Raw genomic sequence first — 3,099 nt, forward strand, 5'->3', positions numbered from 1 at the left:
CGACTCCACCAGGGAACCGTGGCGCTGACACGTCAACACCCGCTCCGCCCCGGCATCCGCCGCCCGCTCTTTGGCCCTCTCAAGCATCTGCCGGCCCTGTTCCAACAACAGCTTCGAACGCTGCTGCTCCAGGTTGGCCAGCTCTTCCAGCAACTCTTCCTGGCTACCGAGACCAATGCTGCCGGAAAGATCCGCTACGGCGGGCGTGGAAACACGTTCGATATTGTGAAGAAGCTTCACCGGCGCGCCTGTGCGGCTGGCAATCCACGCGGCGTAATCACAGACGGCGCCACTGTAGCGAGAGCCGTCGATGCAGGAGAGCACAAGGGGATCTTTCTGTTCGGTCATTATTATTTTCTCTTCATCACTCGCTAAAAATTTCAAATCCGGAGCACCTAAAGAACAGGGCTCAGAAATCAAAATCTAAGGCAGGGTGGCGGGACTTGGGTTTCAAAAGCGTCGGCGACATGGACGTCGCCGACGCAGCGTACAGGGATGTATACACAGCGGTTTTGAAACCCATGTCCCGGTGCGCTGCCGCCACCTAATTCACTGACGAAGCACCGTTCCTCAATGCCCCCCCAGCACCTTCTCAATTTCCTCAGGCTTATCGTGCACCCCAAAGCGGTCCACAATCGTCGCACTGGCCTCATTCAGGCCGATCAATTCAACTTCCGCACCCTCACGGCGGAACTTCAGCACCGCCTTATCCAGCGAGTACACCGCCGACACATCCCAGAAGTGCGCCCGGCTCAGGTCAATTACCACCTTATCCAGCGCTTCCTTGAAATCGAACGCCGCCACAAACTTGTCCGCGGAGTTGAAGAACACCTGCCCCGCAACCTTATAGGTCCGGCAATTGTTCTCCTCATCCAACTCCGAGTTCACATACATAAAGTGGCTCACCTTGTTGGCGAAGAACAGCGATGCCAGCAGCACCCCCACGAACACCCCGAAGGCCAGGTTGTGGGTAAACACTACCACAATCACCGTGGACAGCATCACCAGATTGGTCGACAGCGGCAGGCGCTTCAGGTCGCGCACCGAGCCCCAGTTGAAGGTACCGATGGACACCATGATCATCACCGCCACCAGCGCCGCCATCGGGATCACCGCCACCCAGTCGCTCAGGAATACCACCAGCGTCAGCAGCCCCACACCCGCCACCAGCGTCGACAGGCGGCCGCGACCGCCCGACTTCACGTTGATCACAGACTGGCCAATCATCGCGCAGCCCGCCATACCGCCCAGCAGGCCGGCACCGATATTCGCAATACCCTGCCCCTTGCACTCGCGGTTCTTGTCACTGTTGGTATCGGTCAGGTCATCCACGATGGTCGCCGTCATCAGGGATTCCAGCAGGCCCACCACCGCGAGACCGGCGGAATACGGGAAGATGATTTTCAGGGTCTCGAGGTTGAACGGCACTTCCGGCCACAGGAATACCGGCAGCGTGTCCGGCAGCTCACCCATGTCCCCCACGGTACGGATATCCAGGCCCAATGCCACGGATACCGCGGTACAGGTGAGGATGCACACCAGCGGCGACGGCAACAGCTTGCCCACCACCGGCACATAGGGAAACAGGTAGATGATGCCGAGGCCCGCCGCGGTCATCGCATAGACGTGCCAGGTCACATCGATCAGCTCCGGGAGCTGCGCCATGAAAATAAGGATGGCCAGGGCGTTTACGAACCCGGTGACGACCGCCCTCGACACAAAGCTCATCAGGCTGCCGAGCTTCAGGTAGCCGGCGATGATCTGCAGTACACCGGTAAGCAGCGTGGCGGCCAGCAGATATTGCAGGCCGTGCTCCTTGACCAGGGTCACCATGAGCAGCGCCATGGCGCCGGTGGCGGCAGAGATCATGCCTGGACGGCCGCCAATGAAGGCGATAACCACGGCAATACAGAAGGAGGCGTAGAGACCTACCCGTGGGTCGACGCCGGCAATGATGGAGAAGGCGATGGCCTCGGGAATGAGAGCCAGGGCGACCACGAGGCCGGCGAGCACGTCGCGGCGGATATTGCCGAACCAGTCGTTTCTGGTGGACGACAACAGGGTATTGGAGAACTTCATTGTCAGGGGAGCCTGTCTGGTGAGTCTTATGCGTAGCCCGGAAAAGGGGGCGCGGATTCTAGCATCTTGGGGTTTCTGGCTAAAGAACGCTCAGTACATTGATTCAGCCTTCGTGGCGGTGCCGCTACCGGGTATTCCTCTGTCGCCAAATGTCACCCCTGTCCGTCCGGACGGACAGGGGGTCAGCGGACACATTTTGCGGACACTCTCGCGCGCCACCCGAAATTTTTGAAATTTTTAATTTCTATATTTTTCAATAGGTTACCAGTCTTTTCCGGCTTGGCACGGCGATTGCGATAAGGCCGCTGCATCCAAAAAATTCACTGTGCATCTGAGGCGTGAAGTACCCGCGTCACAGACGCAGAACAAGACAAACCAATTCGAAGCACTTGGGAACAACATGATCAGAGATACCTCCGGGCAGGACGTCCAGCTCACACCGCAAAGCCCGTGGAAGAACCCGCGCCTGCTGAAACGCGCCGGCCTTGGCCTCGGCGCGGCGGCATTCGTGGTGTGGGGGCTGGTGAGCTGGCAGAGCACCAATGCCGTGGATGCGAGCCTGTCGCTGTCACGTATCAACATTGCCGAGGTACAGCGCGGTGATCTGGTGCGGGACCTGGTGGTGCAGGGCAAGGTAGTCGCCGCCAACAGTCCGACCCTGTTCAGCCCGGCCCAGGGGATTGTGAAGTTCACGGTAAAAGCCGGCGACGCAGTAACACGCGGACAGCTGCTGGCGGAAGTGGACAGCCCCGAGCTGCAGAATCAGCTCGCGCAGGAAAGTGCGCTGTTCAACAAGCTGAGCGTCGAACTGGCCCGGCAAAAGATCCAGGCGAAGCGCCAGCGCCTTGAAAACACCCAGAAAGCCGACCTCGCCAAGGTCGACCTCACCGCTGCGCAGCGCGAGCTGAAACGCGCACAGCTGTCACAAGAGAAGCAGATCATCTCCCAGCTGGATTTCGAAAAGGCATCGGACGACCTGGCCCGCGCCGAACTGGAGTACAAGCAGGCGGTACAGAACGC

General features: G+C 59.4%; 3 protein-coding genes. 1 reads left to right on the forward strand and 2 read right to left on the reverse strand.

The window, feature by feature from the left end; all coding sequences use genetic code 11:
* Both VIL80_RS06300 and VIL80_RS06305 read right to left on the reverse strand, forming a co-directional pair.
* The coding region (locus VIL80_RS06300) for a universal stress protein (protein WP_332035293.1) at positions 1-348 on the reverse strand (348 nt) is incomplete at its 3' end.
* A gap of 222 nt (positions 349-570) precedes the next feature.
* Positions 571-2,079: a SulP family inorganic anion transporter gene (locus VIL80_RS06305; protein ID WP_414684519.1), complete on the reverse strand. Its 1,509-nt coding sequence runs from the start codon at positions 2,077-2,079 to the stop codon at positions 571-573.
* Between the two features lie 400 nt (positions 2,080-2,479).
* Between VIL80_RS06305 and VIL80_RS06310 the strand changes: the two genes are divergently transcribed.
* On the forward strand, positions 2,480-3,099 hold a 620-nt coding region (locus tag VIL80_RS06310), incomplete at its 3' end, for an HlyD family secretion protein (RefSeq protein WP_332035294.1).

The sequence above is a fragment of the Microbulbifer sp. genome (assembly GCF_036563125.1).
Taxonomy (GTDB): domain Bacteria; phylum Pseudomonadota; class Gammaproteobacteria; order Pseudomonadales; family Cellvibrionaceae; genus Microbulbifer.